The sequence below is a fragment of the Pseudomonas sp. F-14 TE3482 genome (assembly GCF_053629455.1).
This window is the reverse complement of record NZ_JBRJII010000001.1, coordinates 3,459,286-3,482,139: the sequence shown is the minus strand read 5'-3', so window position 1 is coordinate 3,482,139 and position 22,854 is coordinate 3,459,286. Positions and strand designations below refer to the sequence as shown.

20 protein-coding genes and 1 pseudogene are annotated in these 22,854 nt (G+C 59.8%); 8 read left to right on the top strand and 13 right to left on the bottom strand.

What is annotated here, in order from left to right:
- Positions 1–48: 48 nt before the first annotated feature.
- The 4 genes from AB7M26_RS15695 to AB7M26_RS15680 are packed head-to-tail and all read left to right on the top strand — an operon-like array spanning position 49 to position 3,491.
- A complete protein-coding gene (locus AB7M26_RS15695; protein WP_429388853.1) occupies positions 49–738 on the top strand; it encodes a GNAT family N-acetyltransferase in 690 nt (229 codons plus the stop codon).
- 4 nt (positions 739–742) lie between these two features.
- Positions 743–1,957: a GNAT family N-acetyltransferase gene (locus tag AB7M26_RS15690; RefSeq protein ID WP_429379482.1), complete on the top strand. Its 1,215-nt coding sequence runs from the start codon at positions 743–745 to the stop codon at positions 1,955–1,957.
- On the top strand, positions 1,929–2,741 hold the full coding sequence (locus AB7M26_RS15685; RefSeq protein WP_123497814.1) for a ChbG/HpnK family deacetylase: 813 nt from the start codon (positions 1,929–1,931) through the stop codon (positions 2,739–2,741). The genes AB7M26_RS15690 and AB7M26_RS15685 overlap by 29 nt, the downstream gene beginning before the upstream one ends.
- Positions 2,742–2,801: 60 nt before the next feature.
- Positions 2,802–3,491 carry an N-acetyltransferase gene (locus AB7M26_RS15680; RefSeq protein ID WP_429385131.1) on the top strand — a complete coding sequence of 230 codons (690 nt, stop codon included), beginning with the start codon at positions 2,802–2,804 and terminating at the stop codon, positions 3,489–3,491.
- Positions 3,492–3,673: 182 nt separating this feature from the next.
- On the opposite strand, the gene AB7M26_RS15675 is transcribed toward AB7M26_RS15680, so the two are convergent.
- From AB7M26_RS15675 to AB7M26_RS15640, 8 genes are all read right to left on the bottom strand, one after another.
- On the bottom strand, positions 3,674–4,480 hold the full coding sequence (locus tag AB7M26_RS15675; protein WP_429379479.1) for a class I SAM-dependent methyltransferase: 807 nt from the start codon (positions 4,478–4,480) through the stop codon (positions 3,674–3,676).
- Positions 4,481–4,573: 93 nt separating this feature from the next.
- The gene (locus AB7M26_RS15670) at positions 4,574–5,479 is read right to left on the bottom strand and encodes a LysR family transcriptional regulator (RefSeq protein WP_429385129.1); all 906 of its coding nucleotides are present in this window, start codon (positions 5,477–5,479) and stop codon (positions 4,574–4,576) included.
- 197 nt (positions 5,480–5,676) lie between these two features.
- Complete coding sequence (ycaC, locus tag AB7M26_RS15665; protein ID WP_007900772.1) at positions 5,677–6,303, bottom strand: isochorismate family cysteine hydrolase YcaC; 627 nt, start codon at positions 6,301–6,303, stop codon at positions 5,677–5,679.
- Positions 6,304–6,372: 69 nt separating this feature from the next.
- Entirely contained in the window at positions 6,373–8,211 is a 1,839-nt protein-coding gene (locus tag AB7M26_RS15660) for an amidohydrolase (protein WP_123497639.1), read from the bottom strand.
- A gap of 9 nt (positions 8,212–8,220) precedes the next feature.
- Positions 8,221–8,811 (bottom strand): antibiotic biosynthesis monooxygenase, encoded by a 591-nt coding sequence (locus AB7M26_RS15655; protein ID WP_123497641.1) that lies wholly within the window; start codon positions 8,809–8,811, stop codon positions 8,221–8,223.
- Positions 8,804–9,220 carry a DoxX family protein gene (locus AB7M26_RS15650; protein WP_429385127.1) on the bottom strand — a complete coding sequence of 139 codons (417 nt, stop codon included), beginning with the start codon at positions 9,218–9,220 and terminating at the stop codon, positions 8,804–8,806. The genes AB7M26_RS15655 and AB7M26_RS15650 overlap by 8 nt, the downstream gene beginning before the upstream one ends.
- A gap of 247 nt (positions 9,221–9,467) precedes the next feature.
- Complete coding sequence (locus AB7M26_RS15645) at positions 9,468–9,836, bottom strand: DUF6124 family protein (RefSeq protein ID WP_429379470.1); 369 nt, start codon at positions 9,834–9,836, stop codon at positions 9,468–9,470.
- 498 nt (positions 9,837–10,334) lie between these two features.
- Positions 10,335–11,258: a LysR family transcriptional regulator gene (locus tag AB7M26_RS15640; RefSeq protein WP_123497647.1), complete on the bottom strand. Its 924-nt coding sequence runs from the start codon at positions 11,256–11,258 to the stop codon at positions 10,335–10,337.
- A gap of 227 nt (positions 11,259–11,485) precedes the next feature.
- Between AB7M26_RS15640 and AB7M26_RS15635 the strand changes: the two genes are divergently transcribed.
- The gene (locus AB7M26_RS15635; protein ID WP_429385124.1) at positions 11,486–11,950 is read left to right on the top strand and encodes a helix-turn-helix domain-containing protein; all 465 of its coding nucleotides are present in this window, start codon (positions 11,486–11,488) and stop codon (positions 11,948–11,950) included.
- A 33-nt stretch (positions 11,951–11,983) separates the two neighbouring features.
- Here the strand turns inward: AB7M26_RS15635 and AB7M26_RS15630 are convergent, their stop codons facing one another.
- Entirely contained in the window at positions 11,984–12,808 is an 825-nt protein-coding gene (locus AB7M26_RS15630) for an alpha/beta fold hydrolase (protein WP_123497651.1), read from the bottom strand.
- Positions 12,809–12,842: 34 nt separating this feature from the next.
- Positions 12,843–13,418, bottom strand: coding sequence for a flavodoxin family protein (locus tag AB7M26_RS15625; RefSeq protein WP_007900790.1), 576 nt, complete (start codon positions 13,416–13,418; stop codon positions 12,843–12,845).
- Between the two features lie 319 nt (positions 13,419–13,737).
- On the opposite strand from AB7M26_RS15625, the gene AB7M26_RS15620 reads away from it, so the two are divergent.
- Positions 13,738–16,539: an ATP-binding protein gene (locus AB7M26_RS15620; RefSeq protein ID WP_429385122.1), complete on the top strand. Its 2,802-nt coding sequence runs from the start codon at positions 13,738–13,740 to the stop codon at positions 16,537–16,539.
- On the opposite strand, the gene AB7M26_RS15615 is transcribed toward AB7M26_RS15620, so the two are convergent.
- Positions 16,504–17,982 carry an ATP-binding protein gene (locus tag AB7M26_RS15615; RefSeq protein ID WP_429385120.1) on the bottom strand — a complete coding sequence of 493 codons (1,479 nt, stop codon included), beginning with the start codon at positions 17,980–17,982 and terminating at the stop codon, positions 16,504–16,506. The two genes, AB7M26_RS15620 and AB7M26_RS15615, sit on opposite strands and share 36 nt — an antisense overlap.
- Before the next feature lie 186 nt (positions 17,983–18,168).
- Positions 18,169–19,119: a GlxA family transcriptional regulator gene (locus tag AB7M26_RS15610; protein ID WP_123497659.1), complete on the bottom strand. Its 951-nt coding sequence runs from the start codon at positions 19,117–19,119 to the stop codon at positions 18,169–18,171.
- 216 nt (positions 19,120–19,335) lie between these two features.
- On the opposite strand from AB7M26_RS15610, the gene AB7M26_RS15605 reads away from it, so the two are divergent.
- Positions 19,336–20,058 carry a pirin family protein gene (locus AB7M26_RS15605; protein ID WP_429385118.1) on the top strand — a complete coding sequence of 241 codons (723 nt, stop codon included), beginning with the start codon at positions 19,336–19,338 and terminating at the stop codon, positions 20,056–20,058.
- A 220-nt stretch (positions 20,059–20,278) separates the two neighbouring features.
- Here AB7M26_RS15605 and AB7M26_RS15600 read toward each other — a convergent pair whose 3' ends face one another.
- Entirely contained in the window at positions 20,279–22,090 is a 1,812-nt protein-coding gene (locus tag AB7M26_RS15600) for an ABC transporter ATP-binding protein (RefSeq protein WP_429385116.1), read from the bottom strand.
- 277 nt (positions 22,091–22,367) lie between these two features.
- On the opposite strand from AB7M26_RS15600, the pseudogene AB7M26_RS15595 reads away from it, so the two are divergent.
- A pseudogene (locus tag AB7M26_RS15595) lies at positions 22,368–22,475 on the top strand (hypothetical protein); the annotation flags it as partial.
- Positions 22,476–22,854 lie beyond the last annotated feature (379 nt).

Below are 22,854 nucleotides of genomic sequence, written 5' to 3'. Positions count from 1 at the left end.
GCGTTTCACCACGCCAGCGGCGACCGGTCTCTGTCAGGAGGCAATGATATGAATGCCTTGGAAAAACTTCGCCAACACATCAAACGAAAAGGCCTGCGTGCAACGGTCCGGCTCCTTTGGAGGCGCTACATGTTCGTTCACTGGGAGCTTCTGTGGATGAAGCGTGACCTGGTCAGCCCGGTCCCGCCCCATCAGCTCAAGCCTTACCCACCGCTACAGTTGAAGACCATCACCGTGCACAACACCGCAGCCTTTGCCCGTCACTTTGGCGACCGGGTCAACATCATGGAAGAACTGGCCACCGAGGGTTACACCGGGCACATGTATCTGGATGGTAAAGGCGACACGGTGGCTTTCATCTGGGGCAGCACCCGGGATTACCACGACCGGCATTTCTACGGCTGCACGTTCCCGGTAAAGAAAGGCGAATTCTTCGAATTTGGCGGCGAACTGGCTCGTGCCTATTGGGGCACCACGCTCTCGGTGGACCTGCAACTGCGACTCTGGAAAGCCATGCAGGCCCAAGGCTGCCACACGGTCGTGGATGTCTGCGATGCCCGCAACATACCCGCGCTGAAACTGCACATCCGCATGGGCTATCAAGAGCAAGGACGCATCCAGCACGTCTATCGATTATTCGGTCGCTGGCGTTTCTTGCGTGAAACCCGTTACAGCGACTCACGCCTGGATGCGCTACGCAAACCGTCCCGTTCACCTGTTCCTGAGTCAGTGGCGTGAAAATATGATGGCTCGATTCGAATGGCGCACCTCGCTGTGCGCCCCGGACTTTCCGGCAGCTGCTTATGAGGGGTTGCGCAGGCGTGTGACGGACCATACGCCGTTCAACACCCTCGCCTGGCTGTGCGCATCGGAACAGGCACTGACCGCAGGGGAACGCTTGCACGTTCTGCTGGGCTGGCAAGGTGATGAATTGGCCTTGTGCCTGCCGCTGGTGGCGTCCGTCGAGCGCTTTGGAAGGCTGCCATTTCGGGTCTTGCGTCACCTCGGTTATCCCCTCACCGATCGCCTGGCCCTGCTCACCTGCCTCGATGCCGACAGCATGCGCAAGGCGCTGGTGATCATCCGCCGTCACTTGCCCCATGCGATGCTGCAACTCAACGAATTGTCCGAACCCATCGGCGAAGAAAGCACGCTGACCGCATGGATGGCCCACAGCTCGACCGGCGAACGTCGCATCAGTTGCCGGGTGCCGGTGCATTTGATCAGCGATATCGACCGCCAGGAAGTGTCCGGCGACCCGCGCTACAAACTGCGCCGGGCGCGTAAACGCATCCTGGCCTATGGCGCTCAGGTCCGACGCATTACCCCTGACGCAGCCACCATCGGGCCTTTATTGCAGGCCCTCAGCGAAGTCGAAGTACAGAGCTGGAAAGGTGTCGAAGGCGTGGGGATTTTCACCAGCAACCGTAGCCGACAATGGATCAACCTGGCCTTCACCGCCCTCGCCGAACAGGGACTGCTGCGGGTGGTGCTGCTGGAGGTGGACGGGCGCTGCATCAGCTACCGGCTCGGCTTGCTGGAAGAGGGCCGGCTGTACGACTACAACCTGGCGTTCCTGCCCAAATACGCCGATCTGGGCAGCGGTCGTGTGTTGCTCGAAGAGTGGATTCGCTGGGGCCTGGACGACAACTGGCACTGGATCGACGCTTCGCGGGTCAGCCTGATGAACTCCAGCCATCAACTCCAGGAGCGCATGACCGGGCAACTTGAGCACTGGCGCTGGAGCTTCTACTCCTGGCGCCCCAGCGGCCTCGCCTTGGGGCTGACCATGCGACTCTGGCATCAATTCAAGCCGTGGTTGAAAAAGTGGCGGGCCTGGCGTGCATCAGTTGCTCCTGCATCCCCTGCGACACCCACTCGTGTCGACAAAGGCCCTGCGCCCACCGAAAAAAACAGGGAGGGCAAACATGCCTCGCCAAGTCATAGTCAACGCTGACGATTTCGGCCTCAGCCTGAGCGAAAACGCAGTGATCCTCGGTGCCTTCCAGGCCGGGGTCATCAGCTCCGCCACCGCCATGGCCAATATGCCGGCGTTCGAGGAAGCCTGCGTCCTGGCCCGGCAACCGTTGCTCCAGGGGCGAATCGGCTTGCACTTCAACCTCACCTATGGCCGGCCGTTGAGCCCGTCGATTCTCGCGCGTTCGACGTTCTGCGACAGCCAGGGCATGTTCGATCTCGACCTGCCCCGCCACAGCCTCTGGCTCAACCGCCTGGATCGCGAAGCGGTGCTGGAGGAACTCCAGGCTCAATGGCAACGTTGCCTGGATAACGGCCTTCTCCCAAGCCACATCGATTCCCATCAGCACGTGCACAACATCTGGCCCATCGGCGAAATCGTCGCGCGCTTTGCCGCCTACCAGGGGGTGCCCGTACGACTGGCGCGCCATCTGGGAAATAACCTGAGTGTGCGCAAGCGGGTGTTCAAGACACTGCTCAATCATCGATTGAACCGCCTCGCCGGAGCGACCGCCCAGTACGTATGCACCCCGGTAGACCTGCGCAACGTGGCGATGCCGATCGACGGACTGCTGGAGATCGTCGTCCACCCGACCCATATCGGCGCCGATTTTGGCGATATCTATTTAAACCCCGGAGAGTCTCTGGCTCACATTCTGGAGCTGCGTCTTCCGGGCATTCCGAGAGTGTCCTATGCCGCAGTGCCAAGGACGTTCGAAGAGGAACCGCAGTACTCGATTGACCTACGAACGTTGCAACCTTGATTAATCGCCATTGAAAAAAACGTTCCCCACCCAACCCTGGCTTCAGCCACGGAGGACTTCATGAGCGCCATCGCCAAGCTTCGCGAACGAATCAAACAAAAAGGCCTGCTGCATACGCTCCAGACGCTCTGGAAGCGCTATGTGTACTTCCACCGAGAACTGTTGTGGCTGGGGCGCGATCTGGTCACCCCGGTGGCGCCGCACAAACTACGGCCCTATACGGGTTTGAAGCGGGTGACGATTACCCAGGAGAACGCCATCGCTTTCACCAAGTATTACGGTAACCGCGTCAAGGCCATGGCCCAGATCGCCTCCGAAGGTCACACCGGGCACATGTATGTGGACGAGGCAGGTGATGCCATCGGATTCATCTGGGGCAGCCTCAGTGACTACTTTGACCAGCATTATTATGGCTGCTGGTTCCGGGTCAAACCGGGTGAGTTTTTCCAGTTCGGCGGTGAAATGATCCCTCTCTACTTCGGCTCCAGCCTGTCGGTGGACGCCCAGTACAATATCTGGGGTGCGATGCGGGACCAAGGTTGCGACAAGGTCATGGACGTCTGCGATGTCCGCAACATCCAGGCCATGAAAATGCACCTGCGCATGGACTACCAGGAACAGGGGCGAATCACCCACGTCTACGACCTGTTCGGCCGCTTTCGCTTCTTCCGCGAAACCTACTACAGCGGCTCGCGGCTGACTGCGCTGCGCAAACCTGCGCAGTCGACGGCGACTGCGGCGCAGGCGTGATTTTGGCTGGTGGGAGCGATGGTTGTTGCTTGACTGCGGACCGTGTCGCCGCCATCGCGGGCAAGCCCGCTCCCACAGGTATCTGCTTTGACCAAAGGATTTGTGAACGACAGCGATCACTGTGGGAGCGGGCTTGCCCGCGAAGGCGTCAGTCAGTGCAACTCATTCCTCAGGTCTGACACTCAGCGCTTCACCGCCACCAACGTGTAGCACAACGGCAACTGCGCCTTTTGCTGCTGATACCGATCGTAGAGTTCTTCGCGGTTGGAGTGCGGGTACTCCTTGAAGTGGCTGATCTGCAACCCCGCCTCAATGGCACCGGTGAAGATGGCACCCAGGGTGTGGACGAACCAGTAAGACGCTGAGACGGGCTGTTCGACTTTGCCCTCGTAAACGATCGGCTGGTTCTGGACGAAAGGTTCGCTGCGAAAATACGAACTGTCCGGGCGATAGGGATCGGCTGACTCGGGGTCGAACATTTCCAGGAACGGGTGGGTTTCGTACACCACCAGAGCACCGCCGGGCTTGAGGGTTTGCGCGGCATGGCGCAAGAATTCAGCGATGTCCGGCATCCAGTTCAATACGCCGATGGTAATCAGCGCCACATCGAAACGCTGGTGAAGATCAGTCGGCAGATGATGGATGTCAGCCTCGATGAATTCGGGCGCATGGGGCGAACGGGATGCCAGCTCCCGGGCCTGATCGAGAAAGGCTTCCGACTGGTCAATGCCGACGACACGACGGGCCCCCAGGGCGAACAGTGAAAGACTTTCGCGTCCGTTGTTGCAGCCGAGCTGCACCACATCCTTGCCGGCGACGCCGACCTGTTGAAGCAACCCGGTGAGGGTGTCATCCAGGCAGGAAAAATCGCCATGGCTCACGGCACTCAAACAGGCCCGCCACTCCGGGGTGTCTTTGTGGTGTTGGGCGGAGTCATTCCACGCATCGCGATTGCTGGCGATGGCTTTTTCTTTTGTCGGCATTTCCATTGCACACTCCAGAATTCAGGCCTTTGATTGGCCGGCACGAGTCTGGATCAGCGTCAGCAAAACTACCATTCGAGCTTTGTTGCGATCTTGTAATCACCGGTGGGGCGAAACCTCTTCGCCTTGATTCAACCGCTCACGCAAAAACTCGATCAGCGCCTGCACCGGTCGTGACCTCTGGCGATGTTGCGGGTAGACGGCTGACAAGGTCAGCGGCACGGGGCGAAAATCATCCAGCACCGGCACAAGTCGGCCGTCCTCCAGGGCCGAGTCGACGATGAAGGTCGGCAGGTACGTGATGCCCATACCGGCGATGGCCGCGTCCTTGAGCAACTCACCATTGTTGACCCGCATCCGCCCAGTGACGTTGACGTTCTGCGGCCTGCCCTGCCCCTCGAAACGCCATTGCACCTGACGACTGTGGCCGTAAGGCAGGCAATCATGAGTGTGTAAATCCTCGGGTTTAAGCGGCGTACCCCGCTCGGCCAGATACTCCGGGCTGGCGCAATACACTCGCTCGATGGAGGCGAGGCGTCGAGCGATCAGTGTCGAGTCTTCCAGCACTCCGATGCGCAATGCCAAATCGTAGCCCTCACCGAGTAAGTCCACTGGTCGATCACTCAGGTCGACTTCCACGGTGACCTCGCGATAACGCTGCAAAAACTCCGGTAACAGACAGCCCAGATGCGCCACGGCAAACGACAACGGTGCGCTCAGGCGAATGGTACCGCGAGGCTCGGTGGTCTGGCCGGCGATGCCCTGCTCCACTTGCTCGACTTCGCTGAGCAGGCGCAGGGCTGATTCGTAATAACTCTGCCCCAGCGGCGTGACGTCCAACCGCCGGGTCGAACGGTTGAGCAGGCGCACGCCGAGGCGCTCTTCCAGTTGCATCAAGCGGCGGCTGACGAACTGCTTGGACAACCCTAATTGATCGGCTGCCGCCGTGAAGCTGCCAGAGTCCATGACCTGGCAAAACATACGCATATCTTCGAACGGGTTCATTGTCGCGCCCTGGTTGACAGCCAAACGCTTTATAGCCGTTTTTTTCGTTTCTGACTCCCCAAATCTAAAGATCAAAAGATCGCAGGCTTCGCCCGCTCCTACGGGGATTGAGTACAGGCGGGTGTACCCAATCATGTAGGAGCTGGCGAAGCCTGCGATCTTTTCAAGCGGCCGGCCGAGGCCGGCAGCCATACCTCTTACTTCGCGGTGAACGTCGTGTAGCTGTTGATCAGGTTGCGGTAGTTCGGGATGCGCTGGGACAACAGGTTGGCCAGGCCTTCCATGTCGTTGCGCCAGTCGCCCTGCAACTCGCAAGCCACCGAGAACCAGTTCAGCAGTTGCGCACCGGCAGCCGACATGCGAGCCCACGCCGCTTGTTGCACCGTAGTGTTGAAAGTGCCGGAGGCGTCGGTTACCACGAACACTTCAAACCCTTCAGCGAGTGCCGACAACGTCGGGAACGCCACACACACGTCAGTTACAACACCGGCAATGATCAGCTGCTTGCGGCCGGTGGCCTTCACGGCTTTGACGAAGTCTTCGTTGTCCCAGGCGTTGATCTGGCCCGGGCGTGCAATGAACGGAGCGTCCGGGAACTGCTCTTTGAGTTCCGGCACGATCGGACCATTCGGGCCGCTGTCGAAACTGGTGGTGAGGACAGTCGGCAGGTTAAAGAACTTGGCGATGTCGCCCAGGGCCAGCACGTTGTTCTTGAATTCGTTAGGCGAGAAATCCTGCACCAACGAGATCAGGCCAGTCTGGTGATCAACCAGCAATACCACTGCATCATCTTTGTTCAGACGTTTGTAAGGAACGTTGCTCATGTGAAACTCCTCGGGGGATGGACTTACCTCAGGGGCGCCGACACACCAGGCCGGCGCATTGTTTAATCACTAGAAGGCAAAACACGAGCAGCCAAACGCGCCCCAGAACCCCTGGAAATCGCTGACCGGTGCGTTCGACAAACGCGCCCGCTCATGGCTGTGGGAATGCACCGCGCACGGCCCGCTGCACTGGTGAACCTGTGCCTGCATCGGTGAAGCCGGACGCCAGTGACCCGGCACCTTGACCACCGGCGACCAGTCCGGCAGCACCGGCACGCTAGGCGGTCCAAGCTTTTCGAATTCGCCGGCGGCGTACACCACCTTGCCGCCGACCACAGTCAACACCGACTCGATCCACTTGATGGCTTCTTCGTCCACGCTGAAGAAGTCGGCGCTCAGGGCGGCGACGTCGGCCAGTTGCCCGACCTTGATCTGGCCTTTTTTGCCTTGTTCGGAGGAAAACCAGGCACTGCCGTGGGTGAACAGTTCCAGCGCGGTCTGCCGGGGCAGGCCTTCGCTGTGCAGCGCCAGCCCACCGACGGTGCGACCGCTGACCATCCAGTACAACGAGGTCCATGGATTGTAGCTGGACACTCGAGTCGCATCGGTACCGGCCCCCACCGGTACACCCTCGGCCAGCATGCGCTTGATCGGTGGCGTGTTTTCGGCGGCCTGGGCGCCATAACGCTCGGCGAAATATTCACCCTGGAACGCCATGCGATCCTGGATGGCGATACCACCGCCCAGCGCCCTCACCCGCTCGATGTTCTGTGGGGTGATGGTTTCAGCGTGGTCGAAGAACCATGGCAAACCATTGAAGGGAATGTCGCGGTTGACCTTCTCGAACACATCAAGCATGCGGCTGATGGATTCGTTGTAGGTCGCATGCAAACGGAACGGCCAGCGCTGCTCGACGAGGTGGCGGACCACCGGTTCCAGCTCGTCTTCCATGGTTTGCGGCAGGTCCGGACGCGGCTCGAGGAAGTCTTCGAAATCCGCCGCCGAGAACACCAGCATTTCCCCGGCGCCGTTGTGCCGCAGGAAATCGTCGCCCTGATGCAGCTTGACGCTGCCGGTCCAGTTCTTGAAATCGGTCAGTTCTTCCTTGGGCTTCTGGGTGAATAGGTTGTAGGCGATGCGCACGGTCAGTTGCTGGTCCTTGGCCAACTGCTCGATCACCGCGTAGTCGTCCGGGTAATTCTGGAAACCACCGCCGGCGTCGATGGCACTGGTCAGGCCGAGGCGATTGAGTTCGCGCATGAACTGGCGGGTCGAGTTGACCTGATATTCCAGCGGTAACTTCGGCCCCTTGGCCAGGGTCGAGTACAAAATCATCGCGTTCGGCCGCGCCACCAGCATGCCGGTCGGCTCACCGTTGGCATCGCGCACAATCTCGCCACCCGGCGGGTTCGGCGTGTTGCGGGTGTAACCGGCAACACGCAACGCGGCGCGGTTGAGCAAGGCGCGGTCGTACAAATGCAGCACGAACACCGGCGTATCAGGTGCGGCCTGGTTGAGCTCTTCCAGGGTCGGCATGCGCTTTTCGGCGAACTGGAATTCGTTCCAGCCACCCACCACCCGCACCCACTGCGGCGTGGGCGTGCGGTCGGCCTGATCCTTGAGCATGCGCAAGGCATCGGCCAGGGACGGCACGCCTTCCCAGCGCAATTCGAGGTTGTAGTTCAGGCCGCCACGGATCAGGTGCAAGTGCGAGTCGTTGAGACCGGGGATGACGCAACGGCCCTTGAGGTCGATGACCTGCGTGCCCGAACCGCGCAGGGCCATGGCGTCGGCATCGGTACCAACCGCGACGAAGCGGCCATCGCTGATCGCCACGGCGCTGGCGAGGGGCTTCTCACGGTCAACGGTATGGAACTGGCCATTGAACAGAATCAGATCGGCGTTCATCGCGTTTCCTTAAGGCTGTGTGGAATGGGACTGGCCGGCTTCCAGCCACGGCGCGAACAGGCGCGTGGCCAGCGGCATAAAGACGTACACCACCGACAGCACAATGGTCAGGGTGATCAGGAAAGTGGCGACCACGTAGTTGGACAGGAAGGCATTGAGCTGCAACAGCGGCCCCCAGATCAGCGGCACCAGCAAGGTGTGCGGCAAAATCACCAACAACGTCACCACGGCCTGCTTCCAGCGCGGCGGTGGCGAACCGGCCTCAGCCAGCGGTGAGAACCAGAACTCATTGACCGGGTTGACCTCGGTCTGGTCGCCGTCGGCCAGCATCGGCGCAGCTTCATCGACCAGCGCCTGGCGCTGCGGCGAGTCGAGCCAGCGCTGCATCGCGTCAGTGGAGCAAAAACGCAGCACACAGGTGAACAGGTCGAGGCCACCGCTCTTGCCGCGAATCACATCCACGCCCAAGTGCCCTTCGCGTTGCCCGGCCACGCTGACGATGTTGCGCAGCCAGGCTTCATAGGCCGCTTCAAAACCGGCCTTGACCCGGTGTTTGACGATCAGGGTCACGACTTCTTCGAATCGATTGGAATCAGGCATAACGGAGGGCTCCAGCGAGACGAACATTGAGCGCCAGCCGTCCGGGCCCGGCGATAAACACAGTGGTGAAGAGAATCAACAGCAACCAACCGAACTGCCCTTCGGCCACGCTCCATTGCGGATGCACGATCAGCATCGCCACCAGCAGCACGAAGAGAATAGGCAAACAAGCCAATCGCACCAGCACCCCGGCGATGATCAGTAATGGGCAGAGGACTTCGGCGAAAATCGCCAGGATCAGGGTGAGGTGGGCACCGAGGTGGAACGGGTCTTCGATCAGTTGCAGCTGCGCACTGAAGTCCAGCAGCTTGGGCAAGCCGTGAACCCACAGCAGAAACAGACCACCACTGACCCGCAAAAACAGCAGCCCGAAATCTTGAGCCTGTTCATCCCATCGCGAAGCGTTCATGGCCCTACCCTTGATCAATCATTGCCCTGAATAGTGCAGTGACGGGGTAGGGAAAAATTGAATGTACGTGCTCTCTTTGTACGGCGGGAATTGTGGCGAGGGAGCTTGCTCCCGCTGGGCTGCGAAGCAGCCCCAAAACCATTCGACCCAATTGCATCAGGTAGACCGCGTGTACAGGGTTTACGACTGCTGCGCAGCCGAGCGGGAGCAAGCTCCCTCGCCACAGGGATCAGCGTTTGACCTCAGGTTATAGGGCCGGGTTGGCCTTCAATTCCAGACTATCCAGCGCCCGACTCACAGCCAGTTCACCCAGCATGATGAGCTGCGCGACGCCCAGTATCGTATTGCGCTGCGACCCCTCCAGAAACCCGGCACAGTCGCTGGCGATCACCTTGGCCGAGGCAAAGGATTCGCAGGCATTGGCCAGTAGCTCTTCGATGTCGATGCCCGGCGCGACGGTGTAAATCGTGCTCGGTTTGCGCGAAGTCTTGGCGGTGGACGGTTTGAGGTAGTGATCAAGAGCACGCTCGGCGGCTTCATTGAGTTTTTTGGGATCGAGGGGATCGTAGGGGGAAACGTCGTCGGTTTCTGGCGGGTTAGGTGTGGCTTTGAACATGGTGAATCTCCTTTGGAAAATAGCACCACCAGAACCTGTCGCTAAACAAATAAGGGTGGCGGCTGTATGCAGGTTAGCGAACCGGTCAAAGGCACCCGGTAGACCCAAGGGTCTCCCGCATACAGCCACCATAATGCAATTGCAGACGTCAAAAGTCGGCAATGAAGTCTGGAGCACTGATGCACTTTGAATAGTCCGAGTCGCTAAACCCGATCGCTGATTGGCAGCGATGCGGAAACGATAAAGACCAGGCCCAAAGCGCACAAGCCGGCGGATTCTGGCGCAGTCGTAGGCAACGGCGCAAGGATCTGTAGCTTCCCGGAAATCATCTTCAACACTATTCAACAAATCTGTCAGACAGACACAGATTCTTGTGGGAGCGGGCTTGCCCGCGATAGCGGTCTGCCAGTCGACATCAATGCAGGATGTGCCGACCTCATCGCGGGCAAGCCCGCTCCCACAGGGGTTTAGGCGTTTTGAAAACCTGTATTTGCAGCCTTAAACCACCGGAATATCCAGCGCCACCGACATGAACTGACTGATCCGCGAACGCAACCAGCGCTCCGCAGGATCGTTGTCATGCACCCCGCTCCACGCCATCGATAACTGCGCGGCGTCGATAGGAAACGGCGGATCTTCGGCGCGCAAAGTACATCCCTCGACCAGCGCACACGCAGCGTAATCCGGCACCGTGGCAATCATCTCGGTACCGGCCAACAACGCCCGCAAGCCACTGAATTGCGGCACGCCCAGCACCACGCGGCGAGAGCGGCCAACCTTGGCCAGATCCATATCGATGTTGCCGCTCAGGTCACCGGAGAACGACACCATCGCGTGCGGCCGTGCGCAATATTCGTCGAGCGTCAGCGGCCCTGGACGATCGTCACCGCGCAGCACTTTGCAGGGAATGTCGCGCAGGCGTTTGCGCTTGGCATTGGCCGGCAGGTCGGTGGTGTAACTCACCCCCACCGAAATCTCGCCAGACGCGAGCAACGCCGGCATCAGCAGATAATTGGCGCGGCGCACCACGACCACAATCCCCGGCGCTTCTTCTTGCAGTTTGCGCAACAACGGAGGAAAAAGTCCGAACTCGGCATCGTCCGACAGCCCGATGCGAAACACGTCGCAGCTGGTCGTTGGGTCGAATTCCTTGGCGCGGCTGACCGCCCCCGAGATGGTGTCCATCGCCGGTTGCAGTTCCTTGAGAATCGCCAGCGCCCGCGCGGTCGGCTCCATCCCGCGACCGTTGCGCAGCAACAACGGATCGTCGAACAAATCACGCAACCGCCCCAGCGCAGCGCTCACCGCGGGTTGGCCCATGAAGAGTTTTTCGGCGACCCGGGTCAGGTTTTTTTCGAACATCAACGCCTCGAAAATCACCAGCAGGTTCATGTCGACGCGGCGCAGATCATTACGGTTCATATGCACAATCCCATGGTGATTTCGGCCAGGCACGAAGGTTGACGAGCATCTGACTTTACTCGAGACGGCCCGCCCAGATCGAGGAATTAACAACGTTTAACTCGCAAGCCAAAGCCCCCACGACCAAGAATGAAACCCTCTGCGCAGACCTGTTTTTTTCAGAAAAGGGAACGTGCTGATCCACCGTGCAGTGCACCAGCGCGCTCCCACCGACACGGACATTTGTCATGGCTCACTTCCAGCAGAACGCGGTCAGCGCGTCAGCCACTCAAACACAAAAAAAAACCACTGGCGGGCTCAGCCCCTGGCGTGAACATCTGGCCAAGCAGCTGATCCTCGACCATCTCGATGAAACCCTGGAAGTGACTGAACTGGCACGGGCGTGCGCCCTGTCACGCAGTCATTTTTCCCGTGCGTTCAAATGCAGCACCGGCCTCTCGCCGCAAGACTGGATTCGCCGGCAACGCATCGCCCGGGCCAAGCAGCTGATCCAGAACACCGACCTGACCCTGACGCAAATCAGCCTGGAATGCGGCTTCTGCGATCAGGCGCATTTTTCCCATATCTTCACCCGCAGCGAAGGCGTTTCACCGTTTGCCTGGCGCTGTCGAACTGTGCGTTCTCTTCCCTCTCCCAACAGCAAAAGATCGCAGCCTTCGCCAGCGCCTACAGGAGTTCACTTAACCCTGTAGGCGCTGGCGCAGCCTGCGATCTTTTGATCTTGATCAGCCCTTGATGAACGCCAGCAGATCTTCGTTGAGTTGATCCTTGTGGGTATCGGTCAGGCCGTGGGGTGCTCCCGGGTAGACCTTCAAGATGGAGCCCTTGACCAGTTTTGCCGCGGCGATGCCGGCGGCTTCGATCGGCACGACCTGGTCGTCGTCGCCATGCACCACCAGGGTCGGCACGTCGAACTTCTTCAGGTCTTCAGTAAAGTCGGTTTCGGAGAACGCCTTGATGCAGTCATACGCGTTCTTGTGGCCGGACATCATGCCCTGCAGCCAGAACCAGTCGATCATGCCTTGGGACGGCTTGGCACCCGGGCGATTGAAACCAAAGAACGGACCGCTGGCCAGATCCTTGTACAGCTGCGAACGGTCGGCCAGGGACGCCTGACGAATACCGTCGAACACTTCCAGCGGCAAGCCGCCCGGGTTGGCCTCGGTCTTGAGCATCAACGGCGGCACCGAGGAAATCAGCCCGGCCTTGGCCACGCGTCCAGTGCCGTGGCGACCGATGTAGCGCGCCACTTCGCCACCGCCGGTGGAGAAGCCGAACAGCACGGCGTTTTGCAGGCCCAGATGCTCGATCAGCTGCGCCAGGTCATCGGCGTAAGTGTCCATCTCATTGCCGAACCATGGCTGGCTCGAACGACCGTGACCACGGCGATCATGGGCAATGACCCGGTAACCTTTCGAAGCCAGGAAGATCATCTGCGACTCCCAGCTGTCAGCGTTCAATGGCCAACCGTGGCTGAAGACGATTGGCTGACCGGTGCCCCAGTCCTTGTAGTAAATCTCGGTGCCGTCTCGGGTAATAAAGGTGCTCATGGCGATGTCTCCTCATGCATGGTTTTTGTGGCGGTTAATAAGAGGTGCGGACCATTCGTTCAGCCAGGCGTGCCACCCGCTCGCCCAAATGCGCGGCAGTGCGACGGTCTTCGGGCGGCGGTGCAAGGTCGGGGGACTGTTCGACGTTCGATTGGGCCATGGCTCCCAGCGAACTGCCGAGACGGTTCAACTGCCCATCGAACAGGCCAATGCTGCTGCGCGCCGGCAGCAGGTCGAGGCCGACCCAGATCATCGAGTGCTGGGCGGCGAACACTGCCATCTGCTGCAAGGTGTTGAGCTTGTCGCCGCACAGGCAGCCTGAGTTGGTGAAGCCGGCGGCAAGTTTGTCGCGCCAGGGCTGGGCCAGGTAGAACGAGGCGGTAGCGTCCATGAAGCCCTTGAAGGCTGCCGAAGCACTGCCCATGTAGGTCGGGGCGCCAAAGATGATTGCATCGGCGCGGTGTAAGCGTTCCCAGTGATCGTCCACTTCTTCGACCGGAATCAGCCTACAGATGCTACCCAAGTGCCGTTCCACACCCTGGCCCACGGCCTCGGCCATGACCCGGGTGTGCCCGTAGCCACTGTGATAGACAACCACCACGTTGCTCATTCCGGCTCCTCCAGAAGGGTTCATCCTTTTTGCGGCACGCTTTTTGTTGCAAGAAGGCCGGTGCCTTCGGTTGAACTTGAAGGGATGGATTTTTGAGCGTAGACCGGACACACGACGAGTTAAACGTTGTTAATTTTCAACGGGGCGCCCACGCCCCCGGCCAACACCGCACCCAATAAATACGGGATCGACAAGCGCTGACGGGAATCCAGCAGCCGATGCACACACCGACGAGGTGCACGACAGAGCATTGCACTGCCGAAAAAACCTGAGGAATATGCCCCGATACCGTGCGATAGACGGATGCAGGAGTGACCCGTTGACCCTTTCTCCCGAACAGGCCATCCATTTCGGCCCTTACCGGATTTACCCCGGACAACGCCTGGTGATGGAGGCCGACCAGCCCTTGCGCCTGGGTCGGCGGGCCATGGACATTCTGTTGATCCTGCTGGAGCACGCCGGGCAGGTGGTGAGCAAGCAGCAACTGATCGCCCGGGTCTGGCCCAAAAGCGTGGTGGAAGACATCAACCTGCGGGTGCACATGGCTGCGCTGCGCAAGGCCCTCGGTGGTGGTCAGGCCGGCCAGCGCTACATCATCACCGTTGCTCAGCGCGGCTACAGTTTTGTCGCGCCGTTCTCTGTGGAGCACATCGAGCAAAGCCCGAAAAGCGCCGAACATGGGAGCCGGCATAACCTGCCAATCCGTCGGACCCGCATGATCGGTCGCCAGACTCTGGTCGACAGCGTGATAACGCAATTGACGCGGCAGCGTTTCATCACCCTCGTGGGCCCCGGCGGAATCGGCAAGACCACGGTGGCGCTGCGCGTCGCCGAGCAATTGATCGGCCGCTACCGAGACGGCATTCGCCTGCTGGACCTGGCACCGATCAACGACCCTTTGATGATCACCACGCACTTGGCAACGCTGCTGGATTTATCCTTGCACGACGCCGAACCCATGAGCGGTCTCGCCACGTTCCTGCGCGAACGGCAGATGCTGCTGGTCATCGACAATTGCGAACACTTGATCGATGCCATTGCGTTGCTCAGTGAAAGCATCCTGCGCGCGGCGCCCCAAGTGCACATTCTGGCTACCAGCCGCGAGAGCCTGCGGGCCGAAGGCGAGTTCGTGCAGCGCCTGGAATCGCTGGACTGCCCACCGCCCATCGCCGTGCTCGACCGCGCTCAGGCGCTGACGTTTTCGGCGCTGCAATTGTTTGTCGAACGGGCGATGGCCAGCCACGACAGTTTCGAACTGAGCGAAGCCGAACTGCCGCTGGCCATTGAAATCTGCCGGCGTCTGGACGGCATACCGCTGGCCATCGAACTGGCGGCAGCGCAAGTGGGCAGCCTGGGTTTGAGTGGGTTGCTGTTGCAGCTGCAAGGCAACTTTCGCCTGCTCACCCAAGGCTGCCAAACGACCTTGGGCCGCCATCAGACGTTGCGCGCGACGCTGGACTGGAGCTTCGAACTGCTCAATGCCTGCGAGCAAATCTGCCTGCGTCGACTGGGTATTTTTCGGGGCGCCTTCACCCTGGAGTCGGCGGCCGCCGTGATCGTCGGTGAACACCTCGAACCCGGCGTGGTGTTCGCCTCGATCACCCAATTGGTCGCCAAGTCATTATTGAACGTGGAAGTCGGCGACGAAGAAGTGTTCTACCGGCTGCTCGACACCACACGTGGCTATGCACTGGAAAAACTCGCCCAGGCCCAGGAATTGCCGGACACCCGCGAGCGCCACGCCGAACGCTGCCTGGCCTTGATGCAGCAAGCCCGGGACGACTGGGAGCAGATCTCGAGCGATCGCTGGATCGAGCGTTACGCCCGCAACCTGGAAGACATCCGTTCTGCACTCGATTGGGGCTTGAATGCTCAAGGGCCGCAGGCCTTGGCGATCCGCCTCGCCGCGACCTCGACGCCGCTCTGGCAGGAACTGTCGCTGCTCAAGGAGCATGGCGTGTATGTGCGCAAAGCTTTGGCGTTGCTCGAAGCGACGCATCAGCCCTGCCCGCGTGTGACCATGACCCTCAAGCTTGCCCTCGGCAGTTCCTGCTACCACACCCTGGGCAGCAGCGACGAAGCCGTCGAAGCGTTTGTCAGCGCCAAACACTTGGCCGAACACTGCAACGATGTGGCCGGTCAGCTCAAAGCGATTTCCGGGCACTTGGCGGTTGATCTTAGTTGCGGCCACTACCAACAGGCCCTGGAGCAGAGCCGACAATTTGAGCGGTTGGGGCTGCACGGTGATGCGGCATTGTCCCTGAGCACCCAACGCTTGCGGGTTCTGGCGCTGCACTTTGCGGGGGATCAGGCTCTGGCGCGGGAGAATGTCGAACAGGTTATTCAATGCCTGGCCCAGAGCGGTCAACTCAACCGCTTCACCTACTGTTTTGGTGTGCAGTACGATCAAAGCGTCGCAGCCCTGACGATTCTGGCGCGCATTCTCTGGTTACAAGGGCACCCGGAAAAAGCCTGGCGTACCGCACGACAAGCACTCGACATCGCGATGCAGATCAATCATGGCACGTCCATCTGCTACACCCTGGCGCTGGCCGGTTGCCTGATCGCTCACTACAACGGCGACACCCCGGTCGCCCGCGAGCTCCTGAGCCTGCTGCTTGAGCAGGCGAAGAAACATTCGGTGCTGCTGTTCTACACGTGGGCCAAACATTACGCGCAGGTGATCGAGGGGGCCGATGCGCCCTCCTCACCGCAAGCAAACAGCGGGTTGATCAAGGAAATCATGGTCACGCTGGACAGTCGTTTCATCGATGACGCATTGCTGGAACGAGCCGAAAACGGTACGGCGGGCTGGAGCACGGCGGAAATTCTACGAGCCCGGGCCGACGCGTTGCTGACCGAGGATTGCCCGACCGGGGTCAGTGCGGCTGAGGCGGTGCTGCTCAAAGCTTTAGCCGTGGCAAAAACCCAGGGAGCGCTGGCCTGGGAACTGCGTAGCGCCACCTCATTGGCCAGACTATGGCAGCGTCAGGGTCACTTTCAGCAAGCCTATGAGCTGTTGGCGCCGATTTACCAGCGCTTCACCGAAGGCTTTGCCACACCGGACTTGACGAAAGTCCGTCGGCTACTCGACGAGCTGCAGCGACACCTGCCCGGCTGATGTCCAGCGTGCCCGGCTGATGTAGCCCTCATAACGCAGTTCACAGGCGCGCAAGTAGCCACTGTCGTCGAGTTTTTCCAAGGCATAAGCGCGGGTGGTGTTTAGGAAACGGTAACGGGTCACGCCGATGCTCTGCTCCACCGACAGCAGCGATTTGCGCGCCAGGCTTTCCACCCCTTTAACCACACTGGCAGGCAACAGCACCGCGCAACTGATCACGCCAATCGCCGCGTCCAGGGTGAACGCCATTTTGAACACCGCCAGCCGCTGCAGCACGGTTTGCTCCAACGGGCTTAGCTGTTCATAGCTCCAGTCCAGTGCGGCTTTCAGGCTCTGATGCCGTGGCACGGCAGTGCGCCGCCCCTGTGTCAGCAGTTGAAAACAGTTACCCAGTTGCGCTTGCAACCCCACCAGCGCCAACGCATCGATCTGCGCCGCCGCCAGTTCAATGGCCAAGGGCAGGCCATCCAGGCGCCGACAGATTTCGCGCACTGCCTTGAGGTCCTGTTGGCGCAGGGCAAACCCTTGCTGACGGGCTCGGGCGCGGCTGACCAACAGCTGCACCGCCGAATAACCCATGGCCTCGGCCACGTTGTATATCGCTGAGGCCGGCGGCACCGCCAGAGCCGGTAAACGCAGCAGCGTTTCCCCCGCCGCTCGCAGGGGTTCGCGGCTGGTGGCCAGGATCGACAACCGTGGTGCCGAGGCCAGCAAATCGTCCACCACTGCCCGACAGCATTCGAGCAGGTGATCGCAATTGTCGAGCACCACCAAGGCATGCCGCTGCTCCAGCGCCGCCCCGCCGACGTCCGGTTCCAGCATGCGCGACAGATGCTCGACGAGTTGCCCCGGGTCATCGATGGCCGCCAGATCAACCCTCCAGACACCGTCCTGATAGTGCTGCAACAGCAACTCGGCCACGCGCAGCGCCACGGTAGTTTTGCCAATGCCGGCGGGACCAATCAAAGTCATGAGACGTCGAACCGGCAACTGCCGGGCCACACTGCCGACGATCGAGTCGCGACCGGTCACCGGTGTGAGCCGCGCAGGCAGGTTGTGCTGAGGCTTGTGTTCCGTCTCGACCGGCACCGGCGAGCCTGTCCCGTCGCGTTGTACCGGGGCGATGAAGCTGTAGCCGCGCTGGGGAATATTGACGATGTAACGCTGGCCGTTCTGGCCATCGCCAAGTGCCCGACGCAGGGCGGCGATATGCACACGCAGGTTGATTTCCTCGACCACCGAGGTCGGCCAGACATGCGCGATCAGGGCATCCTTACTCACCACTGAACCGGCGCGCTCGAGCAGCACCTGCAAAATATCCAGGGCCCGCCCGCCCATGCGCAGCGCTCGATCACCGTCCAGGATCAGTCGCTGATGCAGGTGGAACGCGTAGGGCCCGAACCGCAGCACCGCATCGCTGTTTATATTGCTGAGGCTGTTCATGCACGTTCATGCGCTGAAAACCTGGGCCGGCTCAAGGCACTGCAAAATCCATCGCCCCCGTCCATCCAGGCTCCCGCATCTCCATGGCAAAGAGTTCACGGGTATCTTGGCAGGCATGGGTGACGGCACAACGGCCACGGGAGGAGCATCACGGCCATCACGGTGCGCGTGACGGACAACGCCCCCCTAACTGAACTGTTCGCGGTATTGAGTGGGGGTCAGGCCGAGCTTTTCACTGAACAGAAAACGCATGTGCCGCACGCTACCGAAACCACTTTTGAAGGCCACGGTCTTGAGCGGCAGGTCGCTGGTTTCCAGCAGGTTCCTGGCGCAATCGATGCGCGCACTTTGCAGAAACTCCATGGGCGTCATGTTCACTTCCCGGGCGAAAACCCGGGCAAAGTGCCGCGCACTCATGTTCACCAGGCTGGCCATGCGTTCGATGCTGAACGCTTCATCAAGGTGTTCGAGCACATGGTTCTGCACCCGGGTGATCGGCGTTTCATGGGGTGCCACTGCCGCCATCAACGGGCTGAACTGCGCCTGCCCGCCCTGGCGTTTCATTACCACCAACAACACCTTGGCGACGTCCTGGGCGACCTTCTTGCCATGGTCTTCGGCAACCACCGCGAGCGCCAGGTCGATGCCAGCGGTGACACCGCCAGAGGTGATGAGATTGCGGTCTTGTACGTAAATCTGATCGGTCTCGACGGTGGCCTTGGGGAAGCCTTTGATCAGACGTTCGGTGTAATGCCAGTGAGTGGTCACGCGATAGCCGTCCAGCAGCCCGGCATGCCCGAGCACGAATGCGCCGGTGCAGATCGACCCATAACGGTTCGCCCGGGTGACAGCGCCCTGAAGCCAGGCGAGCAATGACGGATGTTTTTCGTTGTAGGCTCCCGGCCCGCCCGGCACCAGCAACAAGTCATAGCGCTCGTTCGCCTGATCGATGTGCAAATCGGCCTGAACGTTAACGCCGTTTGAGGCTCGCAGCGCGCCCGGCTCAGTGCCGATGGTCGACAGTTCGTAACGGTCCGCCGAATCCAGATAACGATTGGCGATGGAAAACACTTCCATGGGACCGGCCATATCGAGCAGAAGAAAGTCGGGGAACAGCACCATTGCCACGGTTTTCATGGATTGGACATCACTGATATCAGAGAAGAAGGAAAATAGCGTCAGCAGTGCTGAGCATTATGGCCAAATGTACCAACAAGGATACGTGAACCAGCACCAAATACTGTCAACTTGAAAGAGACAGTATTTCAATTTTCATCTACTTATTGCACCAGACGGTAAACATTAACCTTCTCCTCACTCGGACGAATTCACGTCCTGACAGGAGATTTCATCATGCTGACCCTTCGTAAAGCTTCGGATCGCGGCGCGGCCAATCACGGTTGGTTGAAGTCGTTCCATACCTTCTCCTTCGCCAACTACCGCAACCCTCGGGAGCAGGGTTTTTCAGACTTGCTGGTGATCAACGACGACCGTGTAGCGGCTGGCAAAGGCTTTGGCCAGCACCCTCACCGCGACATGGAGATTTTTTCCTATGTGCTCGAAGGTGCCCTGGAACACAAGGACACCTTGGGCACCGGTTCGGTGATCCGTCCCGGTGATGTGCAATTGATGAGCGCTGGCAGCGGCGTGGCTCACAGCGAGTTCAACCATTCGACGAACAAACCGGTGCACTTCCTGCAAATCTGGATCGTGCCAGAGGTTAGCGGCGCCAAACCGCGTTACCAGCAAGAGCACTTCAGCACGCAGAAAAAACGCGGGCGCTTGCAACTGATTATCTCCCCGGACGGCGCCAACGGTTCGCTGAAAGTAAGGCAGGATGCGCGGGTATATGCCGGCCTGATCGACGGCAAGGAAAGCGCCACCCTGGAACTGGCCGCCGATCGTTACGCCTATGTGCATGTGGCGCGCGGCAGTGTCGAGTTGAACGGCGTGCAGTTGCAGGAAGGCGATGGTGTGCGGGTTCGGGAAGAACAGGTGCTGAGCTTGAGCAACGGCGTGGATGCCGAGGTGTTGGTGTTTGATTTGCGGCCTCAGGAATTGCCGCAGATGCCATGAAGCCCCACACCTTGTGGCGAGGGGGCTTGCCCCCGTTCGGCTGCGCAGCGGTCGCCAAGCCAGTGAATGCGGTGTGCCTGACGCACCGTGGTGGCAGGGTTCAGGACTGCTTCGCAGCCCAACGGGGGCAAGCCCCCTCGCCACATTAGTCCGTATCACCAGGCACAAAAAAACGGGCCGCGGGTTGGCGCAAATCCCGCTCACACAGGGGATTGACGCGCTATCGGTAACCACGAGCCTGCACGTTGAACAACTGCGCATACCGCCCGCCCGCCTCGACCAGGCTGTCGTGATCGCCTCGCTCAAGGATCGAGCCCTGGTCCAGCACGATGATGTGATCGGCATTGCGCACGCTGGAGAACCGATGAGAAATCAGCAACGTCATGCGGCCTTCGGTGTGTTGACTGAAGTGCTCGAACACCGCCGCTTCCGCCGCCGGGTCCAGGGCCGAGGTCGGCTCATCCAGAATCAAAATATCGGCGTCGCGGCGCATGTAAGCGCGAGACAAAGCGATTTTTTGCCATTGCCCGCCGGACAATTCCTGCCCACCGGCAAACCACCGCCCCAATTGCGTGGCATAACCGCGATCCAGACGCTCGATGAAGGGCGCGGCCATGCCCTCGGCGGCCGCTTGCTGCCAGCGCGTTTCATCATTGAACGCCAAGGTATCGCCGACGCCAATGTTCTCGCCCACGGAGAACTGGTAGCGAATGTAGTCCTGGAAGATCACGCCGATGCGTCGTCTCAGCGCTTCTTCGTCCCAGGACTGCAAATCGCTGCCATCCAGCAAAATACGGCCCTGATCGGGGCGATACAGCCGAGTCAGCAACTTGATCAGCGTGGTTTTGCCCGAGCCGTTTTCCCCCACCAGGGCGACGCTGTGTCCAGGCATCAGGTGCAGATCGATACCCTGCAAAGCGGCGCGGCTCGCTCCCGGATAACGGAAACCGACGTTCTCGAAACGCAAACCGTCGCCGGGCACCGCCCCCACGGTAAGGCTTCCGCTATCGGCAATAACCGGTTCGGCCAAATACTCGTAGAGGCTCGACAGGTAAAGGCCATCCTCGTAAAGACCACTGATCGCGCTCAAACTGCTGCTCACGGCGGCCTGCCCCTGCTTGAACAGCACCAGGTACATAGTCATTTGCCCAAGGGTGATATTGCCGTGAACGGTATCGACCACGACCCAGGCGTAGGCCAGATAAAATGCAGCGGTGCCCAGCAGTCCCAGCACAAATCCCCAGCCATCACGACGCAATGTCAGGCGCCGGTCTTCGGCGTAGAGACGCGCAAATGTGTCCCGATAACGCTGCAACAGCAGCGGCGCGAAACCGAACAGTTTCACCTCTTTGATGTAACCCTCATGGGAGAGCAGCGTCTCGATGTAATTCTGCTGCCGACTCTCCGGCGCCCGGCGCGTGAACAGGCGAAAGGCATCCCCGGAAAAATGCGCTTCGGCAAAGAACACCGGCAGCGCCCCAACTACCAGCAGCACCAGCGCCCACGGCGAAAAATGCACCAGCAAGACACCGAAGCTGATCAACACGATCAGGTTCTGGATCAGCCCCAGCGACTTCATCACAAGCGCCAGCGGCCGGGTCGATGCCTCACGTCGCACCCGTACCAGCTTGTCGTAGAACTCGGAATTCTCGAACTGGACCAGTGATAAGGTCTGGGCCTTCTCCAGAATCATCGTGTTAACCTTCTGCCCCAGCTGCACCCGCAACAGCGATTGCTGAACCGACAATGCACGCTGTGTCCCGGACAGCAACGCAAGCACGCCTGCTTCAAACAGCACATACCGCACAACCGGCCATAATGGCGCACTGCCCTGTTGGGCGTGCAATTGCATGGCCGTGACTACGGCATCAACAATCCGCTGCCCCAACCAGGCCGCCAGCGCCGGCAGCACACCGGCAACCAGAGTTGCCAGCACCAATCCCAGGAACAGCCCGCGGGACGTTCCCCAGACCAGCAACAAGGCACGTCTCGCCTGATCGAGCAAAGAGGCGAAGCGGGTCAGGACGGGCATAGGACGATGGACTCGCTGGCAGATGTCAGAGAAGCGCGGCGGTTCTACAGTACGTGAAACAAGCCATCACAAGGCGATAAGCCTCGCTTGGCCCATAGAAAAACACCTGAAAAATACCACCGTTCGCCAGGCTTTAGCGCTTTGCTATCTGGAGTCAATGCCCATCGGCATTCGAGCACGAACCTGAACGTCCCCCCTCAATAACTGCCTGATCTTCAACTGCGAGGCCGCTTATACGAAAATGTCGACAGTGTGGTGGAGGCAGAATGGTTTTTTGCTGCCGCGGGAGGCGACGTTCTGGGCGGTCCGTTTCGCAATGCTGGTCGATCGGTTTGGCGTTGCGTGGATGGTTAATTGCAAAAAGGATCGGGCTCCCCCCGGTTAGTACATAAAATTTAATGGCGCTTTAATATCAACTTTTGGATTTTTTTCAATAGCCAAACAGAATAACTACCCGCTGACAATTACCCTTTCGGACATAAATATTACTAATATAATGCGAAAAGCCTCAATTAATATGGTCATTCGCCCTAAAAAGAGGCGGTCGCTGTACTAATCGCCACCCCAACATGCACCTACATCACCCTAGAACACCGTGGAATATCCTTATAAATCAACTCCAGTTTTCAAAAATGCGGACATCCGCACCGTTCATACGCAAGACTCCGCAGTTGTGCTTCGTTCTGCAGCCAGATGGGCAATTAGCCATCGCATCTGTACTTGTCATGGAAAAGTCAACCTAAAAAGCCTAGTCCGACTGAAAG